19 protein-coding genes are annotated in these 15890 nt (G+C 74.7%); 9 read left to right on the forward strand and 10 right to left on the reverse strand.

Annotation, left to right across the window (positions count from 1 at the left end):
• Positions 1–30 precede the first annotated feature (30 nt).
• Positions 31–768 (forward strand): EcsC family protein, encoded by a 738-nt coding sequence (locus ACGFI9_RS25385; protein WP_393181606.1) that lies wholly within the window; start codon positions 31–33, stop codon positions 766–768.
• A gap of 1 nt (position 769) precedes the next feature.
• Here the strand turns inward: ACGFI9_RS25385 and ACGFI9_RS25390 are convergent, their stop codons facing one another.
• Together ACGFI9_RS25390 and ACGFI9_RS25395 are read right to left on the reverse strand one after the other, a co-directional pair.
• Positions 770–1615, reverse strand: a complete 846-nt coding sequence (locus ACGFI9_RS25390) for a GDSL-type esterase/lipase family protein (RefSeq protein ID WP_393181607.1) — start codon at positions 1613–1615, stop codon at positions 770–772.
• Between the two features lie 113 nt (positions 1616–1728).
• Entirely contained in the window at positions 1729–2334 is a 606-nt protein-coding gene (locus ACGFI9_RS25395; RefSeq protein ID WP_393181609.1) for an antibiotic biosynthesis monooxygenase, read from the reverse strand.
• A gap of 172 nt (positions 2335–2506) precedes the next feature.
• Between ACGFI9_RS25395 and ACGFI9_RS25400 the strand changes: the two genes are divergently transcribed.
• The 5 genes from ACGFI9_RS25400 to ACGFI9_RS25420 are packed head-to-tail and all read left to right on the forward strand — an operon-like array spanning position 2507 to position 7065.
• Positions 2507–2761, forward strand: coding sequence for a DUF6343 family protein (locus ACGFI9_RS25400; RefSeq protein ID WP_123239982.1), 255 nt, complete (start codon positions 2507–2509; stop codon positions 2759–2761).
• A gap of 12 nt (positions 2762–2773) precedes the next feature.
• On the forward strand, positions 2774–4186 hold the full coding sequence (locus tag ACGFI9_RS25405) for an NADP-dependent succinic semialdehyde dehydrogenase (protein ID WP_393181611.1): 1413 nt from the start codon (positions 2774–2776) through the stop codon (positions 4184–4186).
• Between the two features lie 41 nt (positions 4187–4227).
• Positions 4228–5193: a TIGR03885 family FMN-dependent LLM class oxidoreductase gene (locus ACGFI9_RS25410; protein ID WP_393181613.1), complete on the forward strand. Its 966-nt coding sequence runs from the start codon at positions 4228–4230 to the stop codon at positions 5191–5193.
• Positions 5194–5230: 37 nt separating this feature from the next.
• Positions 5231–6808 carry a Na+/H+ antiporter gene (locus ACGFI9_RS25415; protein ID WP_393181615.1) on the forward strand — a complete coding sequence of 526 codons (1578 nt, stop codon included), beginning with the start codon at positions 5231–5233 and terminating at the stop codon, positions 6806–6808.
• Positions 6808–7065 carry a UBP-type zinc finger domain-containing protein gene (locus ACGFI9_RS25420; RefSeq protein ID WP_393181617.1) on the forward strand — a complete coding sequence of 86 codons (258 nt, stop codon included), beginning with the start codon at positions 6808–6810 and terminating at the stop codon, positions 7063–7065. The genes ACGFI9_RS25415 and ACGFI9_RS25420 overlap by 1 nt, the downstream gene beginning before the upstream one ends.
• A 3-nt stretch (positions 7066–7068) precedes the next feature.
• On the opposite strand, the gene ACGFI9_RS25425 is transcribed toward ACGFI9_RS25420, so the two are convergent.
• From ACGFI9_RS25425 to ACGFI9_RS25435, 3 genes are all read right to left on the reverse strand, one after another.
• Entirely contained in the window at positions 7069–7602 is a 534-nt protein-coding gene (locus tag ACGFI9_RS25425; protein WP_393181619.1) for a GNAT family N-acetyltransferase, read from the reverse strand.
• A 12-nt stretch (positions 7603–7614) separates the two neighbouring features.
• Positions 7615–8688 (reverse strand): serine hydrolase domain-containing protein, encoded by a 1074-nt coding sequence (locus ACGFI9_RS25430; RefSeq protein ID WP_393181621.1) that lies wholly within the window; start codon positions 8686–8688, stop codon positions 7615–7617.
• 102 nt (positions 8689–8790) lie between these two features.
• Positions 8791–9411 carry an HAD family hydrolase gene (locus ACGFI9_RS25435; RefSeq protein WP_393181623.1) on the reverse strand — a complete coding sequence of 207 codons (621 nt, stop codon included), beginning with the start codon at positions 9409–9411 and terminating at the stop codon, positions 8791–8793.
• A gap of 60 nt (positions 9412–9471) precedes the next feature.
• On the opposite strand from ACGFI9_RS25435, the gene ACGFI9_RS25440 reads away from it, so the two are divergent.
• On the forward strand, positions 9472–9984 hold the full coding sequence (locus ACGFI9_RS25440; protein WP_393181625.1) for a GNAT family N-acetyltransferase: 513 nt from the start codon (positions 9472–9474) through the stop codon (positions 9982–9984).
• A 172-nt stretch (positions 9985–10156) separates the two neighbouring features.
• Here the strand turns inward: ACGFI9_RS25440 and ACGFI9_RS25445 are convergent, their stop codons facing one another.
• The 4 genes from ACGFI9_RS25445 to ACGFI9_RS25460 are packed head-to-tail and all read right to left on the reverse strand — an operon-like array spanning position 10157 to position 12399.
• A complete protein-coding gene (locus tag ACGFI9_RS25445) occupies positions 10157–11068 on the reverse strand; it encodes a hypothetical protein (protein WP_393181627.1) in 912 nt (303 codons plus the stop codon).
• Between the two features lie 49 nt (positions 11069–11117).
• Positions 11118–11438 (reverse strand): DMT family transporter, encoded by a 321-nt coding sequence (locus ACGFI9_RS25450; protein WP_393181629.1) that lies wholly within the window; start codon positions 11436–11438, stop codon positions 11118–11120.
• A 23-nt stretch (positions 11439–11461) separates the two neighbouring features.
• Positions 11462–11662 carry a DUF397 domain-containing protein gene (locus ACGFI9_RS25455; RefSeq protein ID WP_393181630.1) on the reverse strand — a complete coding sequence of 67 codons (201 nt, stop codon included), beginning with the start codon at positions 11660–11662 and terminating at the stop codon, positions 11462–11464.
• A complete protein-coding gene (locus ACGFI9_RS25460; protein WP_393181632.1) occupies positions 11650–12399 on the reverse strand; it encodes a Scr1 family TA system antitoxin-like transcriptional regulator in 750 nt (249 codons plus the stop codon). The genes ACGFI9_RS25455 and ACGFI9_RS25460 overlap by 13 nt, the downstream gene beginning before the upstream one ends.
• 190 nt (positions 12400–12589) lie before the next feature.
• Here ACGFI9_RS25460 and ACGFI9_RS25465 point away from each other — a divergent pair, with 190 nt between their 5' ends.
• Together ACGFI9_RS25465 and ACGFI9_RS25470 are read left to right on the forward strand one after the other, a co-directional pair.
• Positions 12590–12784 (forward strand): hypothetical protein, encoded by a 195-nt coding sequence (locus tag ACGFI9_RS25465; RefSeq protein WP_393181634.1) that lies wholly within the window; start codon positions 12590–12592, stop codon positions 12782–12784.
• 26 nt (positions 12785–12810) lie between these two features.
• Complete coding sequence (locus tag ACGFI9_RS25470) at positions 12811–13056, forward strand: flavin reductase (protein ID WP_393181636.1); 246 nt, start codon at positions 12811–12813, stop codon at positions 13054–13056.
• A 125-nt stretch (positions 13057–13181) separates the two neighbouring features.
• On the opposite strand, the gene ACGFI9_RS25475 is transcribed toward ACGFI9_RS25470, so the two are convergent.
• The gene (locus ACGFI9_RS25475) at positions 13182–15788 is read right to left on the reverse strand and encodes a glycoside hydrolase family 9 protein (protein ID WP_393181638.1); all 2607 of its coding nucleotides are present in this window, start codon (positions 15786–15788) and stop codon (positions 13182–13184) included.
• Between the last annotated feature and the right edge of the window lie 102 nt (positions 15789–15890).

Consider the following 15890-nt stretch of genomic DNA (forward strand, 5'->3'; position numbering starts at 1 on the left):
GCCCCGCAGTCCGAGCCCCGGGAGCCCCTCGTGACCGACTCCGCCCCCGTCGACGGCGGGAACGCCGTCCCCCCGCGGCCGGCCGCGCCGCAGGACGCCCCCGAGGCGCCGCCGGCCACCCTCTGGGACCGGATGCGGGACGACCCGCAGTACGCCCCGGAGCACCTGGCGTTGGAGGCGGTGCGGCGGCTCGGGCCGGAGGCGGCGCAGTGGGCCGCCCGGGAGCGGGCGCAGCGGCCCGACGTCCCGGCGGAGGAGCTGGCCGACCAGGCGGTCCGCAAGTTCGTCAACCACGCCCGGCTCTCCGGCGCGGTCTCCGGCGCGGCCGGGCTTCCCGGCGCGGTGATCGACGTCGGGGTGCTGGCCTGGACCCAGGCCCGGCTGGTGCTGCACGTGGCCGCCGCGTACGGCGTCGACCCGGTGCACACCGACCGGGCCACCGACCTGCTGGTGCTGCAGAAGGTGCACAAGGTCGCCGAGAGCGCCCGGCTCGCCCTCGGCGTGGCCGCCGGGCGGGAGCGCGCCGGCGCGCTGTTCGGCATGGCCGGGGAGCGGCCGCTGGGGCGGGTGATGATGCAGCTCGGCATCCGGCTGGCCCAGATGGCCGGGGTACGCGCGGCCAAGCGGATCTTCGCCAAGGTGGTGCCCGGCGCGGCGATCATCCTCGGCACCTGGGCCAACTCCTCGGCCACCAAGGACCTCGCCGAGCGGGCCCGGTCCCTCTACCGGGGCGGCCCGGGCAACCTGCCGCAGCAGCGCCGGCCCTGAGTCAGTCGTCGACCCAGCGCGCCACACCCCAGGTCACCTCGGCGAGCCGGTCCTGCCCGGAGGCGTTCGGGTGGAACCAGTCCAGGCTGTTCACCTGGTCCAGGTCGAACCGGGCCCGGTGGGCCGCGCCGCCGTCCCACCGGCAGCGCGACCCGTACGCCCGGCAGGCCGCCCGGAGCTGGTCGTTGTAGTCGTCGATCCGCTCCCGGAACCGGGCCCGCCGGGCCACCGCCGCCGGGGCGGTGGAGGTCGCGTCGGCCAGCAGCGCCGGGCAGACCCCGTGCGCCCAGGCGCGTACCGCCCGCTGGTCGGTGTGCCCGACCTGCCAGAGCCGGTACAGGTCGGGGACGCTGACCACCAGGACCCGGGCCTTCGGGCGGCCCACCCGCAGCGTGCGCAGCCCGGCGTCGACCTGGGTGCGGAAGGTGGCCACCGGGGTCATCGCGTCGATGTCGCCGTGGCAGGCGTCGTTCGCCCCGATCAGCACCGTCACGAGGTCGGCCCGGTCGCGGACCGCCGCGGCCGCCTGCCCGGCCAGCGCCTGCGCCCGGGCCCCCGGCACCGCCCGGTTGACCGCCCGTAGCGCCGGGTGGCGCTCGCGCAGCCGTCGGTAGTGGCTCTCCACCCGCAGGCTGGTCCCGGTGGACCAGGAGTTGCGCTCGCAGCTCACCAGCACCAGGCAGGAGCCGAAGCCGGTGGTGATGGAGTCGCCCAGTGCGCTCAGCATCGCCGGGCCGTCCGGGCGCGTGGAGCCCGACGGCCGGGGCGAGGCGGAGCCGGCGCCGTCGCAGGCGAGCGCGACGAGCGCCGCCACGCAGGCCAGCGCGGTGACCCAACGTCGAGACATCCCGTCCCCCGTCCGGCGACGTGCGGCAGCGCGTCGACCCTACGCACACCGACCGTGACGCCGGGACTTCTGTCGACTTTCCGGCATCGACAACCGTCGTTCACATCGGCGTGTTAGCGCCGCCACGGCGCCGGCTGGCCGTGCAGCCACCAGTGGAGCGCCCGGGTGATCCGGGGCAGCACCAGGTAGGTCATCAGCGGGGTCAGGCAGAGCGTCATGAGCAGCGTCCGCACCGCCAACGGCACGTCGGCGCTGAACCGGGCGGTGAGCAGGGTCGCGGTGAGGCTCAGCGGGAAGAACGCCAGCCAGATCGTCACCGCCTGCTTCCACCGGGGCGGGGCGGCCGGCACGGCCGGCTCCGGGTCGCCCGTGGGGAACATCTCGACGACGTGGTCCACCGGCGGGTCGAACCAGCCCTCGATCCCGGTCCGCCGCTCGACCCGGGTGTGCTCGACGATGCCCTGTGCCGAGGTCAGCCACCAGTGCCGCTGCGGCGACTCCTCCCAGCCGCGCAGCGTTTCGGCGTCGGCGAAGCGGTACATGACGTGCCACTCGGGCGACCCGGGCGCACTCTGCACGAACCCGGCACCGAGGAAGCCCGGGAACGACTCGGCCAGCGCGGTCCCGGCGCGCATCCACGCCACCATCTCGTCCGTCCGCGCCGGGTCGGCGCGCCGCGCGACGGCGACGGTGACGGGTACGGCCTGGGTCGTGGTCATGCCTCATCCTCTCCGCCGCCCGGATCCCGCGCCGGTCACGGCAGACCGGTGCAACGCCACCACCCGGTCGGCGCATCCACCGGGTATGCGGTCGGTGTCGGGGATCACCGGGCGGCCGGCGCTCCCCGGCGGCAACCGGTTAGGCCCGCCCGTGCGGGGGTAGCCCGGAGGAATGACCCGATCACAGCCCCGCCGCCGGGTCAACGCCGCGTACAGCGCGCTGAACCTGCGGCTCGTGCTCGCCACCTTCGGCCTGGTCACCATGACCGTCTTCGCGGTGCTGGCCTTCTGGGCCGGGATCGCCTGGCTGGGCGTCGTCTGCGCGGTTCTCGCCGTGGTGGCGGTGGTCGACCTGGTCGTCATCCAGCGCCGCCGCGCCGCCCGCCACCGGGAGGAGCCGGGCGTGCGGCACTCACTGTTCGAGTGACAGGAGGACGAGATGCCCATCGCCACCACCAATCCCGCCACCGGACAGGTGCTCAAGACGTACGACCCGATGTCGGACGAGCAGATCGACGCCGCTGTCGAGCGGGCCGACCTGGCCTTCCGGCAGTTGCGCGGCACCACCGTCGCGCAGCGCCGGGAGTGGCTCACCGCCGCCGCCGACCTGCTGGAGGCCGAGCGGGACGAGACCGCCCGGCTGATGACCACCGAGATGGGCAAGACGTACGCGGCGGCGAAGGCCGAGGTGACCAAGTGCGCCACCGCCTGCCGTTTCTACGCCGCCAACGCCGAGCAGATGCTCGCCGACCAGCCCGCCGACGCCGCCGCCGTCAAGGCGAAACGGGCCTTCATCCGCTACCAGCCACTCGGGCCGGTGCTCGCGGTGATGCCGTGGAACTTCCCGCTCTGGCAGGTCATGCGGTTCGCCGCGCCGGCCCTGATGGCCGGCAACACCGGCCTGCTCAAGCACGCCTCCAACGTGCCGCAGACCGCCCTCTACCTGGAGGACCTGTTCCGCCGGGCGGGCTTCCCCGAGGGCGCGTTCACCACCCTGCTGGTCGGCTCGGACGCGGTCGACCGGATCCTCCGCGACCCCCGGGTCCGGGCCGCCACCCTCACCGGCAGCGAGGGCGCCGGGCGCTCGATCGCGCAGAGCGCCGGCCGGGAACTGAAGAAGACCGTGCTGGAACTCGGCGGCAGCGACCCGTTCGTGGTGATGCCCTCGGCCGACCTGGACAAGGCCGCCGAGGTGGCGACCACCGCGCGCTGCCAGAACAACGGGCAGTCCTGCATCGCGGCCAAGCGATTCATCGTGCACACCGACGTCTTCGACGCCTTCGCGGAGAAGTTCGCCGCCCGGATGTCCGCGCTGCGGGTCGGCGACCCGATGGACGAGAACACCGACGTCGGCCCGCTGGCCACCGACCGTGGCCGGAACGAGGTGGACGAGCAGGTGCGGGACGCGGTCGACCAGGGTGCCACCGTCCTCTGTGGCGGTGAGAAACCGGCCGGCGACGGGTGGTACTACCCGCCGACCGTGGTCACCGACCTGCGGCCCGGGATGCGGATGTGGTCCGAGGAGGTGTTCGGGCCGGTCGCCGGCCTCTTCCGGGTGTCCTCGTACGAGGAGGCCATCGAGGTCGCCAACGGCACCCACTTCGGCCTCGGCTCCAACGCCTGGACCACCGACCCGGCGGAGCAGGAGCGGTTCGCCACCGACCTGGACGCTGGCAACGTCTTCATCAACGGCATGACCACGTCCTATCCGGAACTGCCGTTCGGCGGCGTGAAGAACTCCGGCTACGGCCGCGAGCTCTCCGCCGTCGGGATGCGGGAGTTCTGCAACACCAAGACCGTCTGGGTCGGCGAGGGCGAGGCCGGCCCCGGCGCCGGGGCGCACGCGGAGTAGTCGCGATTGGCCGGACACCGCCATGGGTAGGAGGTGCGCCCATGACGGTGTTCGGCTTCCACGCGTCCCACGAGCAGATCCATCCGGCCCGGCTGCTGGAGGCGGTGGTGCACGCCGAACGCGCCGGCTTCGACGCCGCCATGTCCTCGGACCACTTCTCGCCGTGGAGCGCCCGGCAGGGCCACTCCGGCTTCGCCTGGTCCTGGCTCGGTGCCGCGCTCCAGGCCACCAACCTGCCGTTCGGCGTGGTCAACGCGCCCGGCCAGCGCTACCACCCGGCGATCATCGCGCAGGCCATCGGCACCCTCGCCGCCATGTACCCGGGCCGGTTCTGGGCCGCGCTGGGCACCGGCGAGGCGAGCAACGAGCACATCACCGGCGCGCCCTGGCCGCGCAAGGACGTCCGTACCGCGCGGCTGCGGGAGTGCGTCGACGTGATCCGGGCGCTGCTGGCCGGTGAGGAGGTCAGCCACGACGGCCTGGTGACCGTGGACCGGGCGCGGCTGTGGACCCGCCCCGAGCAGCCGCCCCCGCTGATCGGGGCCGCGGTCAGCGTGGCGACCGCGCGCTGGTGCGCCGAGTGGGCCGACGGCCTGATCACGGTCAACGCCCCGGTCGCGCACCTGCGCCGGATGGTCGACGCCTACCGGGACGCCGGCGGCCGCGGGCCGCTGCACCTGCAGGTGCACGTCAGTTGGGCGCCCGCGCAGGCGGAGGCCGAGGCCATCGCGTACGACCAGTGGCGCAGCAACGTCTTCGCCCCGCCGGTCTGCTGGGACCTGGAGATGACCGACCACTTCGACGCGGTCAGCGCCGACGTGCCGATGGAGAAGGTGACCTCGGTGGTCAACGTCTCCGCCGACCTGGGCCGGCACGTCGGCTGGCTGGAGGACTACCTGGCGCTGGGCTTCGACCAGATCGCCCTGCACCACGTCGGGCAGGAGCAGCGGGCCTTCATCGACACCTTCGGCGCGGAGGTGCTGCCGAAGCTGCGCAGCACGGGGTGATCACGCCGGAAACCGGAGCCGCCTAGGCTCGTACCTCATGGAAGCTCTGTTCGAGGTCGTGGTCTTCCTCGCGATCGCGACGTTCGGCGCGGCGCTGGCCCGACGGCTGGGCCTGCTCGCGCCGATCCTGCTGGTGGTGCTCGGCCTCGCCCTGTCCTTCCTGCCGTTCTTCCCACAGGTACGGCTGGACCCGAACCTGGTGCTGGTCGGCATCCTGCCGCCGCTGCTGTACGTGGCGGCGCTGAAGACGTCGGTGCCGGCGTTCCGGCTCAACCTCCGGCCGATCCTGCTGCTCGCCGTCGGGCTGGTGATCTTCACTGCGTTCGTGGTGGGCACCGTCGTGCACCTGCTCCTGCCCGGCGTGCCGTACGCGATCTGCCTGGCGCTGGGCGCGGTGGTGGCGCCCCCGGACGCGGTCGCCGCCACCGCGGTGGCCCGGCGGGTGGGCCTGCCCCGGCGGATCGTGACCATCCTCGAAGGGGAGAGCCTGATCAACGACGCCACCGCGCTGGTGCTGCTGCGGGTGGCGGTCGCCTCGGCCACCGCGGCCGGCGGCCACGTCGGCCTCGGCGAGGTGGCACGGGAGGTGCTGGTCTCCGCCGGTGGCGGCATCCTCATCGGCCTGCTCGGCGTGGTCGTCTTCGGCCACCTGCACAAGCGGATCAGCGACCCGGTGCTGGACAACGCGCTGTCGCTGATCGTGCCGTTCGCGGTGGTGTTCGCCGCCGAGGAGATCCACGCCTCCGGGGTGGTCGCCGTGGTGGTGACCGGGCTGGGCATCGGCCACAAGCAGCCGCTGCTGATGTCCGCCGCCTCCCGGCTGCAGGTGAGCGCGTTCTGGCGCCTGATCCAGTTCCTGCTGGAAGGGCTGGTCTTCCTGCTGGTCGGCCTGCAACTGCCCGAGGTGGTCCGCGACCTGGACGAGCCGGTCGGCCGGCTGGTCGGGATCACCGCCGCGGTGCTGCTCGCCGTCGTCCTGACCCGGTTCGTCTGGCTCTACCCGGCCACCTACCTGACCCGGCTGGTGCCCCGCGTCCGCCGGCGGGACCCGTCGCCCCCGATGCAGGTGCCCTTCGTCCTCGGCTGGGCCGGGATGCGCGGCGTGGTCACCCTGGCCGCCGCGCTCGCCCTGCCGTTCACCCTGGCCGACGGCCGGGCCTACCCGCGACAGCTGTTCATCTGGCTGGCGTTCGCGGTGATCGTGGTGACCCTGGTCGCGCAGGGCGCCACCCTGCCGGCGGTGGCCCGGGCGGCGAAACTGCCGCCGGACGACCCGGTGCAGGACGCGCTCTCCGCCGCCGGGGTGCAGCAGCAGGCCAGCCGGGCGGCCCGGGAACGCCTGGAGGAGTTGGCCGAGGGGGCGCCGGCCGCGGTCGTCGAGCGGCTGCGCGGGCTGCTGCAGAGCCGCACCAACCTGGCCTGGGAACGGCTCGGCGGCACCGAGCGGGAAACCCCGTCCCAGGCGTACGGTCGGCTGCGGCAGGAGATGATCGACGCCGAGCGGGAGGTCTTCCGGGCCGCCCGCGACTCCGGGAGGATCCCGGAGGAGGTGCTCGTCCGCGCCTACCGTGACCTGGACCTGGAGGAGTCGTTGCTGCGACAGGAGACCGACTGATGAGCTGCCAGCACCTGGCCGAGGCCGGCGCCGCCGCCCCGGCCACCACCACCGAGTGCCCGGACTGCGTCGCCATCGGCAACGACGACTGGGTGCACCTGCGATCCTGCCTGACCTGCGGGCACGTCGGCTGCTGCGACTCCTCGCCGTACCAGCACGCCACGAAGCACTTCGAGGACACCGGGCACCCGGTGATGCGCTCGATCCAGCCCGGGGAGGCGTGGCGCTGGTGCTTCGTCGACGAGGAGATCGGCTGACCGTCAGTCCAACCGGCGGGCGAGGACCTGGCCGGGCCACGGCTCCCGCCCCGGGCGTTCGACGGTGAACGGGTCGGTGGCGGTGAAGCCGCAGCCCTCGTAGAAGCGCACCAGCGCCCGGTCGTCGCCGCGGTAGCAGTCCACCCGCAGCAGGCCAAGGCCGCGCTCGCGGGCCAGCTCCGCCGCGTACGCCAGCAGCCGCGCCCCGATCCCGTGGCCCGCGTACGCCCGGTCGGTGACCAGCAGGTTCACGTACAGCTCCGGCTCGGTGGCCGGCGGCACGTACGCGGTGGCGTCGCCCACCACCAGCGCGCCCACCACCGCGTCGCCGAGCATCGCCAGGTGGAGGCCGCCGCCGGTGGCCCACGCGTCGGCCTGGGCGATCCGGCGCGGATCGGTCGACGCCGGCTCGGTGCCCCACTGGCCGGTCCGGCCGCGCGCCACCAGCCAGGCGGTGGCGGTGTCGAGCAGCCGCAGCACGGTGGCGGCGTCGTCCGGCCCGCCCGGACGGATGGTGAGGGTCTGCTGGTCGGTCATGCCGCCATGCTGCTACACCGTGGCGGCTGGCCGGTCATCGGCCGCCGCCGGCCGCCCCGGCACCGCCGCGGAGACCTCGGTGATCAGTTCGGCGACCCGGTCACCCCAGTGCGAGGTGATGACGAGATCCCGGTCGGGGTCGACCCAGAGCAGGTGCCGGCCGCCGTTGCCGCGCGCGCAGCGGCCCGTGCGGGGCGCTCCCGGCTGCACCCGGCCCGAGTCGTTGCGCCACCAGAGGTAGCCGTAGTCGGGGTTGAGCGGGCAGGGCGCCCAGGCCCGCCGGATCCACTCCGGGCTGAGCAGCGGCCGGCCCCGCCAGCTCCCGCCGCCCCGGTACACCTCGCCGATCAGGGCCAGGTCGGCGGCGGAGATCCAGAGCCCGCCGCCCCAGTGCGCCCCGCCGCTGACCACCGGCACCGGGCGGCCGTCGACGTCGACCACCGAGTCCGCGTACCCGTGCCAGGACCAGGGCGACGAAGCGCCGAGCGGGTCGAGCAGCGTCTCGCGGAGCACGTCCCCGAGCGGGCGGCGGAACAGCAGCGTCAGCGCCAGGCAGAGCAGGTTGACCCGGACATCGTTGTAGGCCCAGCCGGTGCCGGGCGCGCCCTCCCGCTCGAAGCCCTCGCGCCGGCTCTGCGCGTCCACCCCGGTGGGCTTGCCCCACAGCTCGCCGGTCCAGCCGCTGGTCTGCTGGAGCAGGTGCGCCCAGGTGATGCCCTCGATGCCGAGGCCGGCGAGGAACGGGTGGTCGACCGTGTCGCGCACCAGCTCGGCCGGGTCGAGCAGGCCCCGGTCGAAGGCGACCCCGGCGAGCGTGGCGACCACCGCCTTGGTGCCGCTGAACAGCATCTCCGGGACCGTCGGGTCGCCCCAGGTGGCGACCACCTCGCCCCGGTGCCGGACCACGCCGCTCGCGCCGGAGCCGGCCAGCAGCGGCCCGGTCACCTCCCGGTGCGAGGCGTCGGCCACCTGCGCGGCGAGGTAGCGGTCCATGTCGTCGATGCCCTCGGTCACCCGCGCGGCCTGCCGGGCGACGGCGGTGCGCACCGCGGCCAGGTCGATGGTGTCGTCCCCGTTGACGGTCATGTCGCCGACCCTAGGCGGGGCCGGGCGGTATGGGCCGCCCCGAGGGGGCGCGACGCCGGTCACACCGGGCGGTCAGGGACTTCCGGGACGGCCGCCGCCCGGTCAGCTCGTCCGGGACCCGGACGCCGCTGCGGCCCGCTCCCACGGCTGCGGTACGCGGACCGCCGCCATGCCCGCCGCCGTCGCCGCCTGCACTCCCAGGTCGGTGTCCTCGAAGACCAGGCAGTGCTCGGGGGCCACGCCGAGCCGCCGGGCGGCGAGCAGGAAGCCCTCCGGGTCGGGCTTGGGCCGCGTGTAGTCCCCGGCGCAGACCAGCGTCTCGAACCGGCCGAGCAGGCCCAGCGCGGTGAGCGAGGCGGTGACCGACTCGCGGGTGCCCCCGGAGACGACCGCGAACGGGACCCGCCCGTGGGCGTCCTCGATGTGCGCCAGCACCTCCGGCACGGCGGTCACCTCGGGCAGCCCGCGCTGGTAGAGCGCCTCCTGGCGGCCCACCACCACGTCGACCGGCATGGCCAGCCCGTGGCGCTCGTTCAGGTCGGCGACGATGTCGGCGACCGGCCGGCCGCCCCAGGCGTAGAACAGCTCCTCGGGGAACTCGCAGCCCCACTCGCCCAGCGCCGACGACCATGCGGCGTAGTGCAGCGGCATCGAGTCGACGATGGTGCCGTCGCAGTCGAACAGGTACGCGCGGAAGCCGCCGGGCGGCAGAGGCAGGAGCACCGGTGCAGGGTACGGGAAATTCGCTGGCCGCCCCGTCAGCCCTCTGCCAGGGTCCGACCCGTGGAACCCAGCAGGACCGCCCGGGCGGACGAGTTGACCGAGGTGCAGCGGATCGAGGTGGCCTCCGGGGCGCCGTTCCGGGAGATCGGCATGACCGAGGTCGCCGACATGCCGCCGCTGCCGCTGGACGTCCTGGCCGCGGCCCAGCGCGACGGACGGCTCCGCGTGGCGGTCGACGCGGCGGACCGGCCGGTCGCCTTCGTGGTGGTCGAGCTGGTCGACGGCTGCGCGCACGTGCAGCAGCTCAGTGTCGACCCGGCGTACGCCCGGCGGGGGATCGGGCGGCGGCTGCTCGACGACGTGGCCGGCTGGGCGGCCGGACAGGGCCTGCCGGCATTGACGCTGACCACCTTCCGCAGCGTGCCGTGGAACGGGCCGTACTACGCCCGCTGCGGGTTCCGCGAGCTGGCCGGGGCGGAGGTCACCCCGGGCCTGGCCGGGCTGCTGGCGGCCGAGGCGGCACTCGGACTGGACCCGGCCGAGCGGATCGCCATGCGCCGCCCGGTCGGCTGACCGTCGGCGCCGAAGATCACGCTGGAAGTAGTGGCCTCCGCCGGATCAGGAGAGGACTACTTCCTGGATTGAGCAGCCCGTCGCGCCGCCGGGCCGCCGTACAGGTGGACCCGGTCGTCCCGGTCGCGGGCCCACCGCCGGCGGACGAGGATCCGCTGCACGACCAGCATGCTCATCGGCCCACCGCCGTGACCAGGCGTTCGGTCGCCAAACAGGAGACCAGGCAGCGTTCCTTGGCGTCGCCGGTCAGCCGGGCCGTCCAGTCGGTGAGGCCGCCGTCGCCGGCCTCCAGCGTGCCGTCGCCGAGAGTGAGGCGCAGCGCGGCCCCGACGTAGTAGCCGCGCCCACGCCGCCGCTCCGGCTCGTCGTGCAGCGGGACCCCGTCGCGGGCGAGTGCCGGCCGGACCGTGTCGGCGAGCCGTTCGCCGACGACCCCGTCGAGGGCCGTGACGTGCAGCCGGGGCGCGGCCGCGGGGGCCAGTTCGGCGAACACCGTGTGCCAGAAGGCGAGGTGCCGGAGGAGCAGCCGCGCCTCGGTGCGTCCCGACCCGGCGTCCCGGGCGCTGGAGACCAGCGAGAAGAGCCGGAAGTGCGCCGCCGCGCCCGGCCCGAAGTCCTGCGCCCGGAGCACCCGGTGCGCGGCGGCCAGGTGCACCTCGTCGCCGCGCCGCCGGCGTACGGCCGCCTCGACGGCGAGAGCGTTGGTCGGGTCGCTCACCACCTCGGTGCCCCGCATCGTGGTGACGATCCGGTGCTGGCTGACCGGCGCGACCGCGGCGCAGGTGCCGAGCGGGGCGACGGGGGACAGTTCCACGCCCGCCACGTCGGCCGGCAGCAGCTCCCATAGCCGCGCCTCGATCCGGGCCAGCGCGCGGGGGTCGACGTCCGCCGGGCGGACGAAGCGGTCCTCCCGCCGGCGCCGCAGCACGTCCGCCGGGCGCACGGTGGCGGCGCGGTCCCGGGCCACCGTCAGCAGCAGCGTCCGCAGGTCCGTCGCGGGCAGGCCGGCCAGCGCGGTGCGGGTCCCGGCCGGCAGCGCCGCCCACACCCGACGCTCCGCGCCGGACAGTCCGCCGCCGTCCATGGCCGCCACCATCGCGTACGCGCTCGGCGTGCGTCCACCGGGTTTCGGCTCAGTGGGCGCCGCCGAGGTTCAGCACGACCACCCCGGCGATCACCAGGCCGGCGCCGATCACCTTGGCCACGCTGAGCGGCTCACCCAGGAAGGCCGCCCCGATCGCCATGATGGCCGCGGTGCCGAGGCCGGACCAGATCGCGTACGCGACGCCGACCGGGATCTCCTTGACCGCCATGGAGAGCAGCCCGAACGACGACAGGTACGCGACGGCCACGCCGAGCGTGGGCCAGAGCCGGGTGAAGCCGTCGGTCGCCTTGAGCAGGCTGGTCCCGATCACCTCGGCGGTGATCGCCGCCAGCAGGAAGAGGTACGCCACCCGGGGACCGTACCGGGGCGCGGTCAGGCGTGCCGGGAGTCCCGGAGGCCGTCGACGAACGCCTGCCAGGCGGCCGGGGCGAAGGTGAGGGTGCCGCCGGCGCGGTCCTTGGAGTCGCGGACCAGCACGACGCCGGGGAGATTGTCGGCGACCTCGACGCAGTCGCCGCCGTTGGAGCTGCTGCGGGTGCTGGTGCGCCAGTGGGCACCGGTCAGGTCAGCCATGGTCGCGCCTTCAGGAGCTGGATGGTCTGGTCGCGCGGCAGCGCCACCGACCTGAGAGTGTCCCAGACCTGCCACAGGGCGGCAACGTCCTTCGTCGTCCGGCCGGCGGCCTGGTCGTCCAGGTAGGCCACGTCGTCGCCCTCCGCCATGGTCGCGATGACGAACGGGCCGGCCTGGCCGGGGTGGAAGCCGGCCCGCAGCGGCAGCACGTGCAGCAGCAGCCGGGGCCGCTGCGCCATGAGCACCAGGTGGTCGAGCTGCGGCTGCATGATCTCCGGCTCGCCGCGGCGCAGCGCCGCCTCGTCGACGACGAAGACGGTCAGCGGCGGCCGGGGCCGGTCGAAGACCGCCGCCTGCCGGGCGATCCGGGCGGCCACGTAGCCCTCCACCTCCTCGTCGGCCAGCGGGCCGCTGCTCAGCACCGCGTGCGCGTACGCCTCGGTCTGGAGCAGGCCGGGCAGCACGGACGGCTGGAACGAGCGGAGCGCTTCGGCCTCCCGCTCCACCTCGGCCCACGGCCGGAACCAGGCCGGCTCGCGGCGGCGGACCACCTCCGGCCAGAGTTCGCCCACCTCCCGGCCGAGCGCCCGGGACACGGCCGCCCGGTGCCGGGGATGCGGGACGCGCCCCGGCGTCACCCAGCGGGCCGCCGTCTTCGGGTCCACCCCGACCCGGTCGGCGAGGGACTCCGCCGTCTCACCCGCCTCGGCCATGGCGACCCGCAGCGCGTCGTTCACATCCGCCTCCATTGAGGACGTCCCGGACGTCCGCCGACCCTACCCCTACGCGGTGTGACCGTCCGGCGACGCGCGGAAGGCTTTCGGCCGGCGGAACCGTCGCCGTGGCCCGATCCGGCGGCGGGACCGCGGGCCGCCCGGCCAACGGCGTCCGGGCGGCCCTCCAGCGACCACGAAGGAGGCTCCGCCCGTGCTGCTCCGGTTCCGGCGTCGTGACCCCGTCCCGCCCCCGCCCCGCGTCCCGCATCCCCGCCCGTCCTGGGAGAACGCGCCCACCCAGGTCTTCCCCACGATGGCGCCGGGCCGAGCCGGCAACCTGACCCCGGCCCAGCGGTGGCGGGCCGGCGGCTGGCGCCGCGACTCCGGCGGCGGGGCGGCGCGGTGAGCCGGCCGGCGCGACCGCACGTACCGATGCGACCGCTGTGGCGGTGCCGGGCGTGCGGCGCGGAGTGGCCGTGCCAACCCGCGCGGCTGGCCCTGCTGGTCGAGTACCGCGACGACCGCACCGCGCTGCTGGTCTACCTCGGCACGCTCATGCAGGAGGCCGGCGACCAACTCGCCCAACTCAACGGGCACGCCCGCCCGCCCGGCCTGGCAGACCGGTTCCTCACCTGGGCCCGAGCTCGCGGCCAGGCCCCCGACGACGCCGTCTCATAACGGGCCCTCACCCCGAGGCCGTCGAGGGGCCAGATTCACGGAAAGAGTGGCCTCCCGGGGCGGGAAGGCCACCCTTTCCGTGAATCTGCGCGGATGCTGACGCGGCGCGCGGGGGCGGGTGGAGGTCAGGAGACGGTGCAGGGGGTGCCGTTGAGGGTGATCAGGGTGGGGGTGGGGTTGGGGCCGCCGGCGGTGGCGCCGACCAGGCCGAAGGTGACCGTCTCACCCGGCTTGATCTTCGCGTTCCACGACTCGTTCGTCGCGGTGACCGTGGCCCCGGACTGGCTCAGCTTCGCCGACCACCAGCTGGCCACCTTCTGGTCGCCGGTGAACGCCCAGCGCAGGCTCCACCCGTCGACCGTCGCCGGGCCGGTGTTGCGCATGGTGACCTGGGTGGTGAAGCCGTCCGGCCAGGTCCCGTGGGTGGTGTAGGTGACCGCGCAGGTCGGGGCCGGCACCGCCGCCGCGTCCCGCTGGTCGGCGAGGAAGGACGCCAGCCAGGCCAGCGCCGAGTTCCAGTTGATCGCCACCTCGTTGGTCGAGTACGAGTTGATGTCGTCGACGTAGCAGAACATCGGCTGGCACCCGGCGAGCAGGTTGGCCGCGTACGGGTCCTGGAGGGCGGCGTTCGGGCCGCCCGCGAGGGAGCCGGCCGGCGGGTTCGGCAGGTCTGGGTTCAGCTGGTGGGCGAAGATCCGGCTGTGCTGGTTGCGCGCGTGCCGCTCGCCCCAGCCGGTCACGTACGACATGTTCAGCGCGTTGCGTCCGAGCAGGTAGTCGGCGCTCTGCACCGCCCCGTCCCGGTACTTCGCGTCCCGGGTCAGGTCGAAGGCGGTGGCGAGCACGATCGCGTTGTTGACGAGGTTGCTGTTGCTGCCCCAGACGTACGCGCCGGCCTCGCCGGGCAGCGGCAGCCCGTACGCCTGACCGCGCAGGGTGCTCAGGTAGCGGTCGGCGGCGGCGGTCACCGAGGCCCGGATCCGGGCCTGCTCGGCGGCCGGCAGGGCGTTCGGCACGGTGGCCAGGTCGAGCCGGCCCAGGGCGGCCACGCTCTGCCAGCCGAACGCGCCGCCGGCGTCGAACACGTCGGCGGTGTGCCGCGGCGAGGCGGTCAGGTCGCTCAGGTACCCCTGCTCCCCGGTGGTCAGCCACAGCTCCACGGCCGCCCAGTAGAACTCGTCGGTGACGTTCGAGTCGTCGTACGCGCCGCCACCGTTGCCGTCGGCCGCGCTCGCGTAGACCGCCGGGTGGGCCTTGGCCGCCGCGTACGCGGTCTTCGCGGCGCTGCCGCAGCGGGCCGCGAAGGCGGCGTCGTACGGGGCGAACAGCCGGGCGCACTGGGCGGCGACGGCGGCCAGGTTGAGGGTGGCCGCGGTGGACGGCAGGTGCAGTTCCCGGGGCTGCGGGTCGTCCTGCGGGGCGAGCGGCAGGCCGGTCCAGTTCCGGTCGTGGATCTTGTGGTGGGCCATCCCGGCGAGCGGCTGGCCGGCCGGCACCTGCATGCGCAGCAGGAACTCCAGCTCCCAGCGAGCCTCGTCGAGGATGTCCGGGACCCGGTTGCCCCGCTCGGGCACCCGCAGCGTGCCGTCACCGAGCGCCCCGCCGCCGGCGGCGGTCTCCGCGGTCTTGGTCCGCTCGAAGGCGTTCAGCAGCTGGTACGTGGCGATGCCGCCGTTGACCACGTACTTGCCGTGGTCGCCGGCGTCGTACCAGCCGCCGCGCACGTCCAGCCGGTAGTCGCAGCCGCCGGCCTGGCACGGCACGTCGGTGTCCCCCTGGTTGGGCGCCACGCCGAGGTGGCCGGCCGGGCGGGCGTAGGCGGCGCCGAGCAGGTCGCCGTCGATCGGGGTGCCGCTGCGCTGGGCGTAGAAGAACTGGAGCGAGTCGGCGCGCAGCCGGTCGTAAAGGGTGCCGGAGATGTCGAAGGGGTGGCTGGTCTCCCCGTCGACGACCAGGGTGTAGTCCGTGCCCGGGGTGCGGTACGCGGAGAAGTCGATGGTCTGCACGTGCTGCCCCGAGGCCGGGTCGGCGCCGCGCGGGGTGCTCTCGCCGCTGGCCACCACCGCTCCGGCGGCCGACCTCAGCTGCCACGGCAGCGGGTCGGTGGCCGGGGTGACCACGGTGGCGTTCTTCGGGCCGCCGGGCAGGTAGCCGACCTGGTTGACCCGTACCCGCGGCCCGGTGTCCGGCTCGTACGGCGGGGCCGCCTCGCCGCCGCGCAGCGAGACGTTGTCCAGGCAGAAGGTCTGCGCCTCGGGGCTGCCGCCGACCTGGAAGATCAGCTGGGCGGCCGGGTTGTCGGCCGGGGCGGTGAACGTCCTGCTGACGTGCGTGGCGGTTGCGGTGGCGGTGGCGTCGACGCTGGCGTAGGTGGTGTAGGGGGCGCTGCCGAGCTGGAGCACCGCCTTGACGGCCGCCCCGGGGGTGGCGGACACGTCGAAGGAGAGCGCGTACTCGGCGCCCGCGATCAGCGGCACCGCGTCCTGGCCGATGCCGGCGTCCCACGGGTTGGCCAGGCCACCGGCCACGGTGGTGCAGAGCCGGCCGTCGGTGACGGCGAGCGCCCCGGTGCCGTACGAGAACCAGGGGGCCGTGCCGTCGCTGAAGTCGCCGTTGCGGAGCTGCTCGGGGGCGTCCGGTGGCACCTCGGCGTGGGCCACGCCGGCGGCGCCGGTGAGCACCAGGGTGGTGGCCGCGACGAGCGCCGCGAGGCGGCGTCGGGATGGGATCACGGCGGGTCCTTCCGTGCGGGGGTGATGGGTCGGGAGAGCTGGGAGCGCTCCCAATACCTGCCCGATGTTTCCAGTGCGTTCCCCCGCTGTCAATTGATCCGC

The sequence above is a fragment of the Micromonospora sp. NPDC048930 genome (assembly GCF_043197935.1).
Lineage (GTDB): Bacteria > Actinomycetota > Actinomycetes > Mycobacteriales > Micromonosporaceae > Micromonospora.